The organism is Pseudomonas silesiensis (assembly GCF_001661075.1).
Lineage (GTDB): Bacteria > Pseudomonadota > Gammaproteobacteria > Pseudomonadales > Pseudomonadaceae > Aquipseudomonas > Aquipseudomonas silesiensis.
In genome coordinates, this window is record NZ_CP014870.1 from 2,742,540 (window position 1) to 2,758,318 (window position 15,779).

Genomic DNA, 15,779 nt, shown 5'->3' on the forward strand with positions numbered 1-15,779 from the left:
CTCCTACAGGGCCCCTTCGCCGGCAAGCCTGGCTTCCTACAGGGCCCCTTCGCCGGCAAGCCTGGCTCCTACAGGGACGGGTTTCAGTCTTTGAGTTCGCGGCGATCGCGAAATTGCTCCAGCGCCTCGGGATTGGCCAGGGCATCGGTGTTCTTCACCGGTTGCCCATGCACCACATTGCGCACCGCCAGCTCGACCACCTTGCCGCTGATCGTCCGTGGAATGTCCGTCACCGCCACAATCTTCGCCGGCACATGCCGTGGCGTGGTGTTGGCGCGGATGACTTGGCGAATCTGCTGTTGCAGGGCATCGTCCAGCTCGACGTCGTCGCGCAACCGTACGAACAGCACCACCCGCACATCATCCTGCCACTGTTGGCCGATGGCCACGCTGTCGAGCACCTGGGGGACTTTTTCCACCTGACGGTAGATTTCCGCCGTGCCAATGCGCACGCCGCCCGGATTGAGCACCGCGTCCGAGCGCCCATGGATCAGCATCCCGCCGTGGGCCAGCTGTTCGGCGTAATCGCCCTGGGCCCAGACCCCGGGGAACTGGCTGAAGTACGACGCGCGCAGCTTTTCCCCGGTGGGGTCATTCCACAGACCGATCGGCATGGCCGGGAAATGCCGGGTGCAGACCAGCTCGCCTTTTTGCCCGATGACAGCGATCCCCGCATCATTCCAGACCTCGACGGCCATGCCCAGGCTCTTGCCCTGGATTTCCCCGCGACGAACCGGGAGCAGCGGGTTGCCGTTAACAAAGCACGAAACGATGTCGGTTCCGCCGGACATCGACGCCAGGCACAGGTCGCGCTTGAAGTCGCGGTAAACATAGTCGTAGCTCTGGGGCGACAGCGCGGAACCGGTGCACAGCAGGGTTTTCAGACTGCCCAGGTCATGGCTCTGCCGCGGCTTCACGCCGTTGCTTTCCAGGGTCGCCAGGTACTTGGGGCTGGTGCCGAAGACGCTGATGCGCTCGTCGTCGATCAGGTCGACCAGACGCTCCGGCCCGGGATGAAAGGGTGAGCCGTCATACAGCACCACGGCACTGTCCACGGCCAGGGCCGAGACCAGCCAGTTCCACATCATCCAGCCGCAGGTGGTGTAGTAGAACAACCGGTCGCCGGGACCCAGGTCGCAATGCAGCCCATGTTCCTTGACGTGTTGCAGCAGCACACCGCCGGTGCTGTGGATGATGCATTTGGGGATGCCGGTGGTGCCGCTGGAATAAAGGATGTACAGCGGATGAGCGAAGGGCACGGGCACGAAATCCGGCTCGCCGCCAGGTTCGTAGAAATCATCCCAGAGCGTGACGTTGGCCGGGGTATGGAATGCTTCGATTCGTGCCTGTGGCCGCGCGTAAGGGACGACGACCAGCTGCTGCAGGGAGGGCAGTTGAGCGAGTATTTCGTTGATCTTGGCCGTCTGGTCGATCTCCTTGCCGGCATAGCGATAGCCGGCGCAGGTGACCAGTACTTTCGGTTCGATCTGGCCGAAGCGATCCACCACCCCCTGGGTGCCGAAGTCCGGCGACGAACAGGACCAGATTGCCCCGAGGCTGGTGGTGGCGAGCATGGCCACCAGGGTTTGCCAGGTGTTCGGCATGCACGCGGCCACGCGGTCGCCGAGGCCGACACCGGCGGCGATCAACCCGTACTGAAAACCGGCGACGTGTTCCGCCAGCTCGGCCCAGGTCAACTGTTCACGCTGACCGTTTTCACCGATGGCCACCACCGCCACGGCATCGTCGCGACGCCGTAGCAGGTGTTCGGCGAAGTTCAGGGTAGCGCCGGGAAACCACTGGGCGCTGGGCATTTGCACGCCTTCGACCAGCACCGCGTCGGGTTGGTCGTGAAAGCGGATGTCGAAGAAATCGACGATGGCCTGCCAGAAGTCGACCCGCTGCTCGATGGACCATTGATGCAGGGCGGGGTAGTCGGCGACGTCGAGGTGATGGCGTTTATTGATGAAGCGCCGGAAGGCGTCCATGCGGGTCTTGCCAATGCGCTCGGCGCCGGGTTGCCAGAGGATGTCGGACATGGTTTGCCTCTTTTTCTATCTTCAGATCCCCTTCGCCGGCAAGCCGGTCTCGCTCCCACATAAAAATGCGATCCCCCTGTGGGAGCGTGGCTTGCCCGCGAAGAACGATAACGCGGTCTAACGGCTGGTTACTGCGCCAACCACCCACCATCGATATTCCACGCCGCGCCCCTTACCTGGCTACCGGCTTCGCTGCATAGAAACAGCACCAGCTCTCCCAATTGCGGCGGTGTCACGAACTCGCCGGACGGCTGCTTCTCGGCCAGCAAATCATGCTGCGCCTGTTGTGGCTCGATCCCGGTCGCGATGCGGGCGTCGATCTGTTTCTGCACCAGCGGCGTCAACACCCAGCCGGGGCAGATGGCGTTGCACGTCACATTCGACCGGGCCGTTTCCAGGCCGACCACCTTGGTCAGGCCGATCACCCCATGCTTGGCCGCCACATACGCCGCCTTGCCCACCGAGCCGACCTGACCGTGCACCGAAGCGATGTTGATGATCCGCCCCCAACCCTTGGCGCGCATGCCCGGCAGGCTCAAACGGGTGCCGTGGAACACCGACGACAGGTTGATCGCAATGATCGAATCCCAGCGCTCCACGGGGAAGTCCTCCACCGCAGCCACATGCTGGATGCCGGCGTTGTTGACCAGAATGTCCACGCCGCCGAACTCGCGCTCGGCGTAGGCAATCATTTCGGCAATCTGTGCCGGGTCGCTCACGTCAGCCGGGTGATGCCCGACCTTGCCACCGAATTGCTCTACTTCGGCAATCACCGTGGAGGCATCGCCGAATCCATTGAGGATCAGGTTGGCGCCAGCCTTGGCCAGGCTCAGGGCGATGCCCAGGCCAATGCCGCTGGTGGAACCGGTGACCAGTGCAGTCTTGCCCGAAAGAGTTGTCATGAATACCTCACACAATGCCAGTGGCGTAGAAAGTACCGATCACTACGAAGACCGCCAGGGTCTTGATCAGCGTAATACAGAAAATGTCTTTGTAAGCTTCGCGGTGGGTCAGGCCGGTGACGGCCAGCAAGGTAATCACCGCGCCGTTGTGCGGCAGGGTGTCCATGCCGCCGCTGGCCATCGCAGCCACCCGGTGCAGCACTTCCAGGGGAATGTCGGCCGCATGGGCCGCCGCGATGAAGTCATTGGCCATGGCCGCCAGGGCAATGCTCATGCCGCCCGAGGCCGAACCGGTGATGCCCGCCAGCAGGGTCACGGTGATCGCTTCATTGACCAGCGGGTTGGGAATGCTCTTGAGCCAGTCGGCCAGTACCAGGAAGCCCGGCAAGGAAGCGATCACCGCCCCGAAGCCGTACTCCGATGCGGTGTTCATCGCCGCCAGCAACGAACCGCCGACCGCACTGCGACTGCCTTCGGCCAACTTGCCGCGAATCGCCTGGAAGCCGAACACCAACACCATGATGATACCGACCAGCAAGGCGGCCTGGACCGCCCAGATCGCCGTGAGCTTGGCGATTTCGGTGGTCACCGGTGCGGCCATGCCCGGCAGCGCGAGGCTGTGGGTCTTGCCGTACCACTGCGGAATCCACTGGGTAAACAACAGGTTCATGATGCCGACGGCCAGCAATGGCGACAGCGCGATCCACGGATTGGGCAGCTTGATATCGGCAGCGGTTTCCGGCTCGTTGCGCAGTTCGGTGCCATAGCCTTCACCGGCCACTTGGGCCTTGTTGCGCTGGCGCTGCAGGAACAGCATGCCGGCGCAGACCACGAAGATCGAGCCGATCAGGCCCAGCCAGGGCGCGGCCCAGGCGGTGGTGTTGAAGAAGGTGCTGGGGATGATGTTCTGGATCTGCGGGGTGCCGGGCAGGGCGTCCATGGTGAACGAGAACGCGCCGAGGGCAATGGTCGCCGGGATCAGGCGCTTGGGGATATTGCTCTGGCGGAACATCTCGGCCGCAAACGGATAGACCGCAAACACCACCACAAACAGCGATACGCCACCGTAGGTGAGCAACGCGCAGACCAGCACGATCACCAGCATCGCCTGGCGAGTGCCAAGCAGACGAATGGCCGCCGCTACGATGGAACGCGAGAAGCCCGACAGCTCGATCAGCTTGCCGAACACCGCGCCAAGCAGGAACACCGGGAAGTACAGTTTGATGAAGCCGACCATTTTTTCCATGAATACCCCGGTGAAGGCAGGGGCGACGGCGGAAGGGTCGGTGAGCAGAACGGCGCCGAGGGCGGCAATCGGGGCAAAGAGGATAACGCTGTAGCCACGGTAGGCCGCGAGCATCAGCAGCGCGAGGGCTGCCAAGGCAATGATCACACTCATGGTGTGTCTCCTGGATTGTTATTTTTTTTAGGTGGATCTGTTGTGGGAGAGGGCTATAGCGAGTTTCGTGCCAGACACGCAAGCTATTGAAATATAAGGATATATGTAGAGTGTTTGAGTTGAGTTTCAGTTAGGTGTCTCTAGTTAGAGACTTATGTCGGTAATGCCGGCCTCATCGCGAGCAAGCTCGCTCCCACAGGTTGACCGAATTACCCGCAAGAATGCGGTCAAATGTGGGAGCGAGCTTGCTCGCGAAGTTCTGTCTATAAATGGAGATTTGTGTCTCATTATGAAGACTCTGCAATCCCCAAAGCCACCATCTTCTTGTACAGCGTCGATCGCCCCAGCCCAAGCCGCGCCGCCGCTTCAATCACTTTCCCTCCGCACTGCGCCAGGGCCGATTCAATCAACTGCCGGTCAAACCGCTGCCGAGCCGCGCTAAAGGTCTCCTGGGCAACCACCTCGGGATTCAACGGCGCCACCCGTTCCACCGGCACGAACGTACCGATCGCCGCGCGGATATCCGTGGCATTGAGCATCAAGTCATCACTGAGCAAGGCCGCCCGCTCCAGCACATTGCGCAATTCACGGATGTTCCCCGGCCAGGCGTGTTGCGCCAATAATTCAAGCGCCTCGCGGTTCAGTTCATGCTGGCTGCGCAGTTCTTCCAGGATCGCTTCGCTGAGCGCCGGTAGATCGTCAAGGCGATCGCGCAAGGGCGGGACCTGAATCGGCAGCACATTGAGGCGATAATACAAATCGGCCCGGAACTCGCCGCGTCGGATCGCCGCTTCCAGATCCGTCGACGTGGCGGCGATCACCCGCACATCGCTCTGGATCACTTCGTTGGAGCCCACCGGTTCGAATTCCTTTTCCTGCAACACCCGCAGCAGCTTGCTTTGCAGGGGTAGCGGCATGTCGCCGATTTCATCGAGGAACAGCGTGCCGCCCTGGGCGATCTGCAATTTGCCGGCGCGGCCCTTGCGCTCGGCGCCGGTAAACGCGCCGGGGGCGGTGCCGAAGAATTCGGCCTCCAGCAGCGACTCGGGAATCGCCGCGCTGTTGATGCTGACGAAGGCTTTGTGCGCGCGGGGCGACGCACCGTGGATTGCCTGGGCCAGCAATTCCTTGCCGGTCCCGGTTTCGCCAAGCAGCAGCACCGGCGAGTCGGTGCTGGCGCTGCGCCGGGCACGACGCTTGACTTCCAGGCTGGCGGCGCTGGTGCCGATGAAGTGGGCGAAGTTGTATTTGGTCTGCCGCGCCCGCAACAGTGAACGCGTGGAAGCAAGCTCTTCCTGCATGCTCATGTAGCGCTTGAGCATCGGCGACAGGCTGCGTAATTCGTCGAACAGGGCAAAGCCGATGGCGCCGATCACCACGCCCGCATCGTCGTGAATCGGCAGGCGCATCACCACCAGCGGTTCCTTGGGGGTGTCCTGCATGTCGAGCAAAATCGGCCGGCCGCTGCGTACCACTTCACGCAGCAGGCTGCCGGGGATCACACTTTCGCAGGCTTTGCCGATGGCGACTTGCGCCGACTCCAGGCCAAAACGCTTGGCGTAGCGTTCGTTCATCCAGACGATATTGGCGTCGCGATCGACGATCACCGTGCCTTCACTCGACTGCTCGATGATTTCGAACAATGAACGGATCGCCAGCAGGCGGACCTGCTGGTAGTCCTTGAGGCTTTCGGTGGTGTTCATGGGTGCTGATCCTGATAATTTATCGCCTGTGCCGGCCTCTTCGCGGGCAAGCCTCGCTCCTACAGGTCATGCATCGATCATAAAAACACCGATAACCTGTAGGAGCGAGGCTTGCCCGCGAAGGCCGCGACGCGGTCCTGTGCCAAGCACCGAATTATGCCCACCCCAACTGCGCCGCCGCCAACAGCTCTTTGGTATAGGCATGCTGTGGCGACTCGAATACCTCGTGGCTGGCACCGCTTTCCACCACTTTGCCGTCCTTGATCACGATCATGTCGTGGGCCAGTGCGCGCACGACTGCCAGGTCGTGACTGATGAACAGGTAGGTCAGCCCGTGCTTTTCCTGAAGCTGGCGGAGCAGGGCGACCACTTGTTTTTGCACGGTGCGGTCCAGCGCCGAGGTCGGTTCGTCCAGCAGGATCAGCGCCGGTTTCAGCACCAGCGCCCGGGCGATGGCGATGCGCTGGCGTTGGCCGCCGGAGAACTCGTGAGGGTAACGATCGCGGCTTTGCGGGTCGAGGCCGACTTCTTCCAGCGCCCGAATCACCTCGGCATTGCATTCGTCCGCGGTCAAGCGGCTATGCACTTCCAGGCCTTCACTGATGATCTGCGCCACCGACATCCGCGGACTGAGGCTGCCGAAAGGGTCCTGGAACACCACCTGCATTTTCTTGCGCCAAGGCCGCAGCTGCTTTTGCGACAAGCCATCCAGCGGCTCACCCTGGAAGCGAATGCTGCCGTCGGAATCGAGCAGGCGCAGGATCGCCTGGCCCAGGGTCGATTTGCCGGAACCGGATTCACCGACGATGCCCAGGGTCTTGCCGCGCTGGACATTCAGGCTGATGCCGTCCACCGCGTGCAAATACGTCTTGCGTTGGAACAGTCCGCCGCCGAGGGCAAACCGCACGGACAGGTTGGCCACTTCCAGCACATTCTCGCGCTCGTCCCGGGGCAGGGCTTCACCTTCGGGTTCAGCGTTGAGCAGCACGCAGCTGTAGGGATGTTTCGGCTCGGTGAACAGCGTCTCGCAGGGCGCTTGCTCGACGATTTCCCCGGCCTTCATCACGCACACGCGCTGGGCGATGCTGCGCACCAGATTCAGGTCGTGACTGATCAACAGCAGCGACATGCCGAGCCGCTTCTGCAAGGATTTGAGCAGCAGCAGAATCTTGCGCTGTACGGTCACATCCAGCGCGGTGGTAGGTTCGTCGGCGATCAGCAGTTCCGGCTCGCAGGCCAGGGCCATGGCGATCATCACCCGTTGTCGCTGGCCGCCGGACAATTGATGGGGATAAGCCTTGAGCCGCTCCTGGGGTTTCTGGATGCCCACCAGGTGCAGCAACTCGAGAGTCCGCGCCTGCGCCGCCTTGCCGGTCAGGCCCTTGTGCAGCAGCAGGGTTTCACCGATCTGTTTTTCGACGCTGTGCAGCGGGTTGAGGGACGACATCGGCTCCTGGAAGATCATCGCGATCCGGTTGCCGCGCAACTCGCGCAATGCAGTGGAGGACGCGCCGAGCAGTTCCTTGCCGCGATAGCGAATGCTGCCGCGGGTGTCGGTGCCGGTCTCGGGGAGCAGTTGCAGGATCGAGTGCGCGGTCACCGACTTGCCGGAGCCCGACTCGCCCACCAGGGCCAGGCACTCGCCGGGGCGGATGTCCAGGCACAGGTTACGGACTACGGTCTGGCCGCTGAAGGCCACACAGAGGTCACGGATTTCGATCAGGTTGCCACTCATATCAACTTCCGCCGTGGATCAAGATCGTGGATCAAAGGCGTCACGCAACGCCTCACCGATAAACACCAGTAAAGAAAGAATCAACGCCAGGGTGAAGAATGCAGTCAGTCCCAGCCACGGCGCTTGCAGGTTCTGTTTGCCCTGACCGATCAACTCGCCCAGGGACGCACTGCCCGCCGGCATGCCGAAACCGAGGAAATCCAGGGCCGTGAGGGTCGAGATCGCCCCGGTCAAAATGAAGGGCAGATAACTGAGGGTCGCATTCATCGCGTTCGGCAGGATGTGCCGCACGATGACCTTGCGGTCGCTCAGGCCCAGGGCTCGGGCCGCCTTGACGTATTCCAGGTTACGCCCGCGCAGGAACTCGGCGCGCACCACGTCGACCAGGGCCAGCCAGGAAAACAGCGCCATGATCCCCAGCAGCCACCAGAAATTCGGCTCGACGAACCCCGAGAGAATGATCAGCAGGTACAACACCGGCAAACCGGACCAGACCTCCAGCAGCCGCTGGCCCAAAAGGTCGACCCAGCCGCCGTAATAGCCTTGCAGTGCGCCGGCCGCGATACCGATCAACGCGCTGACCAGGGTCAGCATCAAGGCGAACAGGATCGACACCCGGGCACCGAAAATCACCCGGGCCATCACGTCCCGGGCCTGGTCGTCGGTGCCCAGCCAGTTGACCTTCGACGGCGGGCTCGGTGCCGGTTTGGCCAGATCATAGTTGGGCGTATCGTCACTGAACGGGATCGGCGGAAACAGCAGCCAGCCGCCGTCCTTCTTGATCAGGTTCTGCACATAGTCGCTGCGGTAATCCGCCTGGAACGGCAGCTGTCCGCCGAACTCTTGCTCGGTGTAGCGTTTGAAGGCAGGGAAGTACAACGAACCCTGGTAGCCGACCACCAGCGGTTTGTCGTTGGCGATCAGTTCGCCGCCGAGGGTCAGCAGGAACAGGCCGATAAACAGCCACAGCGACCACCAGCCACGGCGGTTTTTCTTAAACCGTTCGAAACGGCGACGGCCCAGCGGCGAGAGCTTGAACATCAGGCGTTCCTCGCGGCGAAGTCGATACGCGGGTCGACCAAGGTGTAGCACAGGTCGCCTACCAGTTTTATCAGCAGCCCGAACAGGGTAAAGATGAACAGCGAGCCGAACACCACCGGATAGTCCCGCGACACCGCGGCTTCGTAACTCATGCGGCCCAGGCCATCGAGGGAGAAAATCACTTCGATCAGCAGGGAGCCTGCAAAAAATACGCTGATAAAGGCCTGGGGTATCCCCGACACCACCAGCAACATGGCGTTGCGAAACACATGGCCGTACAGCACCCGGCGTTCGCTCATGCCCTTGGCGCGGGCGGTGACCACGTATTGGCGGGTGATTTCATTGAGGAAGGAGTTCTTGGTCAGGATGGTCAGGGTGGCGAAGCCGCCGATCACCAGCGAGGTGACCGGCAACACCAGGTGCCAGAAGTAATCGGCGATCTTGCCCAGGGTCGACAGCGACTCGAAGTCGTCCGAGACCAGGCCTCGCACCGGAAACCAGTTCAACGAAGTGCCCCCGGCGAACACCACGATCAGGAACATGGCGAACAGGAACGCCGGCATGGCGTAGCCGATGACGATCGCGGTACTGCTCCAGACATCGAAATGGCTGCCGTGATGCACGGCCTTGCGGATGCCCAGGGGAATCGACACCAGGTAGGTGATCAGCGTGGCCCAGAGCCCGAGGGAAATGGTCACCGGCATTTTTTCCAGGATCAGGTCGGTGACCGTGGCGCCGCGGAAGAAACTCTTGCCGAAGTCCAGTTGCGCATAGCTCTTGAGCATCAGCCACAGGCGTTCAGGGGCCGGCTTGTCGAAGCCGTACTGTTTTTCGATCTCCTTGATCAGCTGCGGGTCGAGGCCGCGGCTGGCCCGGGAACCGCCATGACTGATGGCGTCGCTTGCGCCACCGCCGACACTGGCGCCGCCGATGCCTTGCAGGTTCGCGATCGCCTGTTCCACCGGACCGCCCGGCGCCGCCTGGACGATGACGAAGTTGACCAGCAGGATGATCACCAGCGTCGGAATGATCAGCAGCAGGCGCCGCAGGATGTAAGCCCACATCAGTGCGGCCCTCCGGGTGCGCCGCGCTTGATGAGTTCGGCAGTCATCTGCTGGTTGGTCAGGGGTATGGAGCTCACCTCCCACCAACTCTCGATGGCTTCGTCATTGCTGGCCTGCACACTGGGAATGCCGAAGCGGTTCCACCACACGGTCGAACTGCCTGGCGGGTAATAGTTGGGAATCCAGTAATAATTCCATTGCAATACCCGGTCCAGGGCATGGGCATGGCGCAACATGTCGGCCTGGGTGTTGGCGCGAACCAGACCGTTGAGCAGCGTATCGACCGCCGGGTTCTTCAATACCATGTAATTGTTGGAACCCGGATCGTTGGCCGCCACCGAGCCGAAGTAGTTGTATAGCTCATTGCCCGGCGAGGTGGTGACCGGGTAGCCGGTCACTATCATGTCGTAGTCCCGGGACATCAGGCGATTGACGTACTGCGACGAGTCGATGCGGCGGATGTTCAAATCGATGCCGATCTGTTTCAGCGTGCGCTTGTAGGGCAGGAGCAAGCGGTCCATGCCGTTCTGGCTGACCAGGAAGGTAAAGCTCAGCGCCTTGCCTTCGGCGTTCACCAGTTGATCGCCATCCGGCTTCCAGCCTGACGCTTCCAGCAGCGCCAGGGCCTGCAACTGTTTGTCGCGAATCACGCCGCTGCCGTCGGTTTTCGGCGCTTCGAAGACTTTAGTGAACACCTCGTCCGGGATCTGCCCGCGCAGGGGCTCGAGAATCGCCAGCTCGGCGGCATCGGGCAGGTTGCGCGCGGCGAGGTCGGTGTTGGAGAAGAAGCTCTGCTGACGGATATAGAGGTCGCGCATCATCTGCCGGTTGCTCCACTCGAAATCCCAGAGCATGGCCAGGGCCTGGCGGACGCGCCGGTCCTGGAACAGCGGATTTTGCAGATTGAATACGAAGCCTTGCGCCGTTTGCGGGGCGTTTTGAGCCAGGTGGGCCTTTTGCAGGCGTCCGTCACTCAGCGCCGGGCTGTCGTAGCCGATCGAATAGGCGGTGGCGGAAAATTCACGGTTGTAGTCGTAGGCACCGCCGCGCAGCACCTGGCGCGCCACGTCGGTGTCGCCAAAGTACTCGATGCTGAAATGGTCGAAATTATACAGGCCGCGGCTGACCGGCAGGTCCTTGCCCCACCAGTCGGGGTTGCGCTTGAAGGTGATGCTGCGCCCGGAGTCGACCTTGGCGACCTTGTACGGGCCGCTGCCCAGCGGCGGCTCGTAACCGCCGCCACCGGCGAAGTCGCGGGTCTTCCACCAGTGCTCGGGAAATACCGGCAAGGTCGCAATGTCCAGGGGCAGGGTACGGTTCTGGTTGTTCTTGAAGTCGAAACGCACGGTGCGTGGCGACTCCACTTCGACGCCCTTGACGTCGGCGAATTGCGTGCGATAACGCAGGCTGCCCTGGGTCATCAGCAGGTCGAAGGTGTAGCGCACGTCTTCGGCGGTGATCGGCTGGCCATCGGCAAACCGGGCCTTGGGGTTGAGGTTGAAACGCAGGGACAGGCCGTCATCGGCGCGCTCCATCGTCTGCGCCACCAGGCCGTAGACGGTGTAAGGCTCGTCCAGCGAGCGCTGGGCGAGGGGCGAATAGATCAAGCCGTCGACCTGCGTCACGCCGATGCCCTTGTCGATGTACGGCAGGATATGGTCGAAATGGCCGATTTCAACCGCCGAACGACGCATGGCGCCGCCCTTGGGGGCTTGCAGGTTGGTGTAGGCAAAATGACTGAAGTCGGCGGGATACTTCGCCGGTTCGCCATACACGGTCAGCGCATGTTGCGGCGTTGCATTCACCTCGGCAGCACCCGTTAGCAGGGTCACGGCAGTGAACAACAAAGTAGGGAAAGCCAATCGCATTGTCAGCCTTTGAGCCGGGTGGTCGATAACCGCAATTTGTACGCTAGCGGCGCGTCCCTCGCCAGCCGTATCACGTAACCGAAACATAACGGCCCACCAAATGGCGGGCCGTTATGTTGCAAACTGCGGATCGATCAGTCCTGACGACTGGTCACTTCCAGCAAGTGGTAACCGAATTGGGTCTTTACCGGGCCTTGCACCACGTTGATCGGTGCGCTGAAGACCACGGTGTCGAATTCCTTGACCATCTGGCCCGGACCGAACGAGCCCAGGTCGCCGCCCTGACGGCTGGACGGGCACGTGGAGTTGGCTTTGGCGACTTCGGCGAAATCGGCGCCAGCCTCGATTTGGGCCTTGAGCTCGTTGCACTTGGCTTCGCTGGCAACCAGGATGTGGCGGGCAGTGGCTTTAGCCATGGGAAAATACTCCTTTCAATATTCATAAAAGTGGTGAGCCTACCGGATTCAGTAGCCTTTTTCTTCCCAAAGTTCCCTTCGTGGGGCGCCGGGCGGGCGGCAATGCTCACAGGCCGGCCTTTTTCAAGCGTTCGGCATGCTCTACGTAAAGCTCGACCGGGTCGATGCCTGTGCGGACCCGACCGGCCATCTGACTGATGCTGTCGAAGTGATCCAGCGGATAGTCGGAGCGGATCACTGTGCCCAGATGAGAGCTGTAGCGCCCGACCAGGCCGTCGTTCTGCCTGGCTTCGGTGGTGAAATAACGGGAGAAACCCCGGCAAAATCCGTGCAGCGGGTCCAGTGCGTTGCGCCCTTGATCGAGCAGGCTCCCTTGCAGCGTGCCGCTCCAGGAGTAATAGCGAACTCCGTTGACCAGTTCCCGGCCCTTGCCACCCCAGGTGTGCGGCAGCCCTTGAGGGTATTTGGCATTGAATGCGCCCACACCCTCGGTGGTCAGCGCATTCAGCGCGGCAATGGCGTCTTTGGGCAACTGGCGGTTGCCGGTGAGCAAGGATAGAAAGTCGGTGAACAGGCCGGCGACGGTCTCGGCGACCTGCTCTGACAGGCGTCCGGGCGTCAGGGCCTTGCGCAGGACGTCGGCCAGCTCCGAACCGTGGTTCGGTCCGCTGACGGAGGTCACCGACGCGACGGCCCCGGGTGCAATCGCCGCCGCATAACGCGCGGCCAGCGCACCCTGGCTGTGACCGATGAGGTTGACCTTGTTCGCACCGGTGCCTTCCAGCACCCGCTCGATCTGCGCCAGAAGCTGGTCACCGCGGACTTCGTTGCTATGGGCGGCCGACAGGTGTGGGACAAACACCCTGGCGCCCGCGTTTCTGAGGGCTTGCTTGATGTCATGGAAGAGCTCGAACTGGCCGATTCGATCGAAACCGAAGAGCCCATGGACCAGCAGAATCGGGTAGAGAGTCGTTGCATTCCGTTGCATTGTTCATACCTTTTTCACAGGAGATTGTGGGGTGCCTGCGCCTCACTCTAAAGCACTCCAACGCGTGCGCGATGTATGAAAAAGCCGCGGGCGCCTGGTGAAAACGGAATAGGGGAAGTACGAATGCTCAAAGGGATATGAGGTCTTTGTCGCAATGTCTGGACAGACTTGCGCCGGAGGCAGTGCACAGGTGCGCAATGGCCTACCTCCGGCGTGTCATGAGTCGGTCAGTCGCGTTGAGCCCGCAACCGGATTGCCGCCTGGCGCAACAGGTCTTCGGTCCCGTCCCATCCCAGGCAGCCGTCGGTGACCGACACCCCGTAGCGCAGCGACGGGCTCAACGCCTGGCAACCGTCGAACAGATGGCTCTCGAGCATCATGCCGATCAGCGATCGATCACCTTGCAGGCGCTGTTCGAGCACGTCGTTGAACACCGCCGGCTGGCGCAACGGATCCTTGCCACTGTTGGCATGGCTGCAGTCGACCATGATTCGCGCCGGAATTTTCAGTCTGGTCAAATCGCTGTGCACCCGGGCGACGCTCTGGCGGTCGTAGTTCGGCCCGCCATGCCCGCCGCGCAACACCAGGTGGGTGTCCGCATTGCCCGGGGTCTGAATGATCGCCGGATGGCCCTGACTGTCGACGCCGAAGTGACGATGGGGATGGGCCGCCGAGCGCATGGCATCGCTGGCCACGGTCACACCGCCATCGGTGCCGTTCTTGAAACCGACCGGCATGCCCAGGCCGCTGGCCATTTCCCGGTGGATCTGCGACTCGGTGGTGCGGGCGCCGATCGCCACCCAACTGAGCAGGTCGTCGAAGTAACCGGCGGCCATCGGTTGCAGCAGTTCGGTGGCAATCGGCAAGCCCAGCTGAAGCATGTCGCGCATCAACTCGCGAGACAGGGTCAGGCCGCCCGCCATGTCGTCGCTGCCATCCAGGTGCGGATCGTAGGCCAGGCCTTTCCAGCCGACTGTGGTGCGGGGTTTTTCGACATAGGCGCGCATCACCAGCAGCATCTCATCGCTGACTTCAATGGCCAGGCGAGCAAGGTGAGTGGCGTATTCGAGGGCTGAGCGGGGATCGTGAATCGAACAAGGGCCGACGATGACCAGCAGGCGGGAGTCTTCGCCATTGAGGATCGCGCGAACTGCCTGGCGCTGGGCAGCGACTTGCCGGGTCAGGGTGTTGGTCAGGGGTAATTGTTGCTTGAGTTGCAACGAGCTGGGCAGACGCAGGGTCAGCGCTTCATTGGCAGGGCTCAGGGTGGACAGCGGCAGAGCGGAGACGGACGAGTTCATGTTCAGGCTTCCTGGGCAGGTGGCGGGTTCGGTCCCGCGCACTCGGCCCTACTGGGGTGTTCGACAATTGGCCGGATTGGCTGCGTGTGTGTGCTTGCCACCTGTGGGTGACCGATCGGAGGCGGCAGGCTGTCCCGAGCGGAGGCTGCTAAATCGCCAGGCGGTAAAACTGTCGTAACGGTAATAAGTGGCGTAGTTCATGTTCGTAATCCTCGAGTTGTCGGCTGTATCGCTGAAAATGTGCAGCGCTGAAAAAACAAAACCCCCGGTCGGGAAGCCGGCCGGGGGTTGAGAATTCTCTGGTGGCGACCCGTTCAAAGTGGGCGCCGTGTGGGTATCAGGCGCGCCAGTGGCTAAACCAATACCCAAAATAAAAGTTGACCGGAGCACAGACGTCGTTCACCCGGGCAGCCGCGATCGAGCGCAGGGCGCTGGCGATCTGAAGCGGTGAGAGGGTGTCGGGCATGATCTGTCTCCAATGAATGCGTCGAGCTTACTAGAGGCCGGTAGGCAGATTCAATCAGAAAATGCTATCGGTGGCCGACAATGTTCTCTATCGCTCGAGTGCGTCAAAGGAAGAACTATTGATACTGTTTATATAGCGCGTGCCGCTAGGTCTGCCAGTCGCTTTTTGCTAAGGTGTCGGGCAATCCAATAAGTCCATGTCGCGAGGTGTCTGCTTGATTAGGGTGCTAGTAGTCGATGACCATGATCTCGTTCGTACAGGCATTACACGAATGCTGGCTGACATCGATGGCCTGCAAGTGGTCGGCCAGGCTGAATCAGGTGAAGAATCCCTGCTCAAGGCGCGTGAGTTGAAACCCGATGTGGTACTGATGGACGTCAAGATGCCGGGAATCGGTGGTCTTGAAGCCACGCGTAAACTATTGCGCAGTCATCCGGATATCAAAGTTGTCGCAGTCACCGTGTGTGAAGAGGATCCGTTTCCTACCCGGCTGCTGCAGGCCGGTGCCGCGGGATACCTGACCAAGGGCGCCGGGTTGCCGGAAATGGTCCAGGCGATCCGCCTGGTGTTTGCCGGGCAACGCTACATCAGCCCGCAGATTGCCCAGCAATTGGCGATCAAGTCCTTCCAGCCGACCAACGATTCGCCCTTCGATGCATTGTCGGAGCGGGAAATCCAGATCGCGTTGATGATTGTCGGCTGCCAGAAAGTCCAGATCATTTCCGACAAGCTATGCCTGTCGCCAAAAACCGTGAACACCTACCGTTACCGCATTTTCGAAAAGCTTTCGATCAGCAGTGATGTCGAGTTGACGCTGTTGGCGGTTCGTCACGGCATGGTCGATGCCAGCCTCTGAA

Annotated in this window: 13 protein-coding genes; 1 reads left to right on the forward strand and 12 read right to left on the reverse strand. The window is 61.5% G+C overall.

Annotation, left to right across the window (positions count from 1 at the left end; translation table 11 throughout):
• Positions 1 to 83: 83 nt before the first annotated feature.
• The 12 genes from PMA3_RS12365 to PMA3_RS33415 form a co-directional block, all read right to left on the reverse strand.
• Complete coding sequence (locus tag PMA3_RS12365; RefSeq protein WP_064677415.1) at positions 84 to 2,039, reverse strand: acetoacetate--CoA ligase; 1,956 nt, start codon at positions 2,037 to 2,039, stop codon at positions 84 to 86.
• 128 nt (positions 2,040 to 2,167) lie between these two features.
• Complete coding sequence (locus tag PMA3_RS12370; protein WP_064677416.1) at positions 2,168 to 2,941, reverse strand: 3-hydroxybutyrate dehydrogenase; 774 nt, start codon at positions 2,939 to 2,941, stop codon at positions 2,168 to 2,170.
• A 7-nt stretch (positions 2,942 to 2,948) separates the two neighbouring features.
• A complete protein-coding gene (locus tag PMA3_RS12375) occupies positions 2,949 to 4,340 on the reverse strand; it encodes a GntP family permease (RefSeq protein WP_064677417.1) in 1,392 nt (463 codons plus the stop codon).
• Between the two features lie 287 nt (positions 4,341 to 4,627).
• On the reverse strand, positions 4,628 to 6,043 hold the full coding sequence (locus PMA3_RS12380; protein WP_064677418.1) for a sigma-54 interaction domain-containing protein: 1,416 nt from the start codon (positions 6,041 to 6,043) through the stop codon (positions 4,628 to 4,630).
• A gap of 154 nt (positions 6,044 to 6,197) precedes the next feature.
• Positions 6,198 to 7,778 carry an ABC transporter ATP-binding protein gene (locus PMA3_RS12385; RefSeq protein WP_064677419.1) on the reverse strand — a complete coding sequence of 527 codons (1,581 nt, stop codon included), beginning with the start codon at positions 7,776 to 7,778 and terminating at the stop codon, positions 6,198 to 6,200.
• A gap of 18 nt (positions 7,779 to 7,796) precedes the next feature.
• Complete coding sequence (locus PMA3_RS12390; protein WP_064677420.1) at positions 7,797 to 8,819, reverse strand: ABC transporter permease; 1,023 nt, start codon at positions 8,817 to 8,819, stop codon at positions 7,797 to 7,799.
• The gene (locus PMA3_RS12395) at positions 8,819 to 9,883 is read right to left on the reverse strand and encodes a microcin C ABC transporter permease YejB (RefSeq protein ID WP_064677421.1); all 1,065 of its coding nucleotides are present in this window, start codon (positions 9,881 to 9,883) and stop codon (positions 8,819 to 8,821) included. The genes PMA3_RS12390 and PMA3_RS12395 overlap by 1 nt, the downstream gene beginning before the upstream one ends.
• Complete coding sequence (locus PMA3_RS12400) at positions 9,883 to 11,751, reverse strand: extracellular solute-binding protein (protein ID WP_064677422.1); 1,869 nt, start codon at positions 11,749 to 11,751, stop codon at positions 9,883 to 9,885. The genes PMA3_RS12395 and PMA3_RS12400 overlap by 1 nt, the downstream gene beginning before the upstream one ends.
• A gap of 134 nt (positions 11,752 to 11,885) precedes the next feature.
• The gene (locus tag PMA3_RS12405) at positions 11,886 to 12,167 is read right to left on the reverse strand and encodes a peptidylprolyl isomerase (RefSeq protein ID WP_007984657.1); all 282 of its coding nucleotides are present in this window, start codon (positions 12,165 to 12,167) and stop codon (positions 11,886 to 11,888) included.
• Between the two features lie 106 nt (positions 12,168 to 12,273).
• Positions 12,274 to 13,155 carry a lipase family alpha/beta hydrolase gene (locus tag PMA3_RS12410; RefSeq protein WP_064677423.1) on the reverse strand — a complete coding sequence of 294 codons (882 nt, stop codon included), beginning with the start codon at positions 13,153 to 13,155 and terminating at the stop codon, positions 12,274 to 12,276.
• Between the two features lie 227 nt (positions 13,156 to 13,382).
• Positions 13,383 to 14,456 carry a 3-deoxy-7-phosphoheptulonate synthase gene (locus PMA3_RS12415; RefSeq protein ID WP_064677424.1) on the reverse strand — a complete coding sequence of 358 codons (1,074 nt, stop codon included), beginning with the start codon at positions 14,454 to 14,456 and terminating at the stop codon, positions 13,383 to 13,385.
• Positions 14,457 to 14,793: 337 nt separating this feature from the next.
• Entirely contained in the window at positions 14,794 to 14,922 is a 129-nt protein-coding gene (locus PMA3_RS33415; protein ID WP_257784583.1) for a hypothetical protein, read from the reverse strand.
• Positions 14,923 to 15,136: 214 nt separating this feature from the next.
• On the opposite strand from PMA3_RS33415, the gene gacA reads away from it, so the two are divergent.
• Complete coding sequence (gene gacA, locus PMA3_RS12420) at positions 15,137 to 15,778, forward strand: response regulator transcription factor GacA (protein WP_008015884.1); 642 nt, start codon at positions 15,137 to 15,139, stop codon at positions 15,776 to 15,778.
• Position 15,779: the final 1 nt, after the last annotated feature.

Excerpts from the sequence above, each read along its gene's own strand:
- PMA3_RS12365 (WP_064677415.1), bottom strand. The coding sequence starts at position 2,039 with ATGTCCGACATCCTCTGGCAACCCGGCGCCGAGCGCATTGGCAAGACC.
- PMA3_RS12370 (WP_064677416.1), bottom strand. The coding sequence starts at position 2,941 with ATGACAACTCTTTCGGGCAAGACTGCACTGGTCACCGGTTCCACCAGC.
- PMA3_RS12375 (WP_064677417.1), bottom strand. The coding sequence starts at position 4,340 with ATGAGTGTGATCATTGCCTTGGCAGCCCTCGCGCTGCTGATGCTCGCG.
- PMA3_RS12380 (WP_064677418.1), bottom strand. The coding sequence starts at position 6,043 with ATGAACACCACCGAAAGCCTCAAGGACTACCAGCAGGTCCGCCTGCTG.
- PMA3_RS12385 (WP_064677419.1), bottom strand. The coding sequence starts at position 7,778 with ATGAGTGGCAACCTGATCGAAATCCGTGACCTCTGTGTGGCCTTCAGC.
- PMA3_RS12390 (WP_064677420.1), bottom strand. The coding sequence starts at position 8,819 with ATGTTCAAGCTCTCGCCGCTGGGCCGTCGCCGTTTCGAACGGTTTAAG.
- PMA3_RS12395 (WP_064677421.1), bottom strand. The coding sequence starts at position 9,883 with ATGTGGGCTTACATCCTGCGGCGCCTGCTGCTGATCATTCCGACGCTG.
- PMA3_RS12400 (WP_064677422.1), bottom strand. The coding sequence starts at position 11,751 with ATGCGATTGGCTTTCCCTACTTTGTTGTTCACTGCCGTGACCCTGCTA.
- PMA3_RS12405 (WP_007984657.1), bottom strand. The coding sequence starts at position 12,167 with ATGGCTAAAGCCACTGCCCGCCACATCCTGGTTGCCAGCGAAGCCAAG.
- PMA3_RS12410 (WP_064677423.1), bottom strand. The coding sequence starts at position 13,155 with ATGCAACGGAATGCAACGACTCTCTACCCGATTCTGCTGGTCCATGGG.
- PMA3_RS12415 (WP_064677424.1), bottom strand. The coding sequence starts at position 14,456 with ATGAACTCGTCCGTCTCCGCTCTGCCGCTGTCCACCCTGAGCCCTGCC.
- PMA3_RS33415 (WP_257784583.1), bottom strand. The coding sequence starts at position 14,922 with ATGCCCGACACCCTCTCACCGCTTCAGATCGCCAGCGCCCTGCGCTCG.